This is a genomic window from Rhizobacter sp. P2_H2 (assembly GCF_056403375.1).
In genome coordinates this window covers 1-949 of sequence record NZ_JBFUFP010001532.1, presented here as the reverse complement: position 1 = coordinate 949, position 949 = coordinate 1, and the positions used below count along the sequence as shown (strand labels likewise).

Genomic DNA, 949 nt, shown 5'->3' with positions numbered 1-949 from the left:
GGGTTGCGCTTCTGCGGCATGGTGCTGCTCGAACCCCGGCCGTGCGCGAACGGCTCGTACACCTCGCCGACCTCGGTCTGCATCATCAGCTTGACGTCCATGCTGAGCTTGCCGAGTGTGCCGCCGATCAGGCCGAGCACCGCGCCCACTTCGGCGATGTTGTCGCGGATGGTGTGCCAGGCGATCACGGGCTGCTTCAGCCCGAGCTCGGCACACAGGCCAGCCTGCGTTTCCATCGCCCCCACGGCCAGCGACGCCAGCGTGCCSGMCGCGCCGSCGAACTCGCCGACCAGCACGCGCTCCCTGAGCTGCGCGAGGCGCTCGCGGTGGCGCTCGATCGCCGACAGCAGCCCGGCCATCTTGTAGCCGAAGGTCACCGGGATGGCCTGCTGCAGGTTGCTGCGGCCGATCATGGGTGTCAGGCGGTGCGCCTTCGCGTGCCTGGCCAGCGCGGCCGAGATCGCCTCGAGGTCGCGGTCGACGAGGGCCAGGCCCTCGCGGATCTGCAGCACGGTCGCGGTGTCCGTGATGTCCTGGGTGGTCGCGCCCCAGTGGCAGTACTCGCCGAGCTTGTCGCGGCACAGCGCATTGAGCTGCGAGACGACGCCGAGGACGGGGTAGCCGATGCGCTCGGTCTGCTGGCGCAGCTTGCCCATGTCGATCTGCTCCAGCCGGCAGTGGCTGACGATCTCGTCGGCGGCTTCCTGCGGAATCAGTCCCAGGCGACCCTGCACCTTGGCCAGCGCGGACTCGATGTCAAGGTACTTCTGGGTGCGATTCTCGTCGGACCACACGTGGCGCATCTCGTCGCTGGAGAAGATGCCTTGGAAGATCGCGGAGTCGATAAGGGTGGCGGGCATGATGGAGTGCTTTCTGAAGATCAGGATGGAATCAGGCGCCGGCGCGCTGCAAGGTGCGTCGGGCTTGCAGCACGACCGGCCGGTCGACC

At 68.1% G+C, this 949-nt stretch carries 1 protein-coding gene; it reads right to left on the bottom strand.

From position 1 onward, the window contains the following. Window positions 1-860 (bottom strand): class-II fumarase/aspartase family protein (locus tag AC1D15_RS34520; RefSeq protein ID WP_477829620.1); only part of this gene is annotated, 860 nt, incomplete at its 3' end. Window positions 861-949 lie beyond the last annotated feature (89 nt).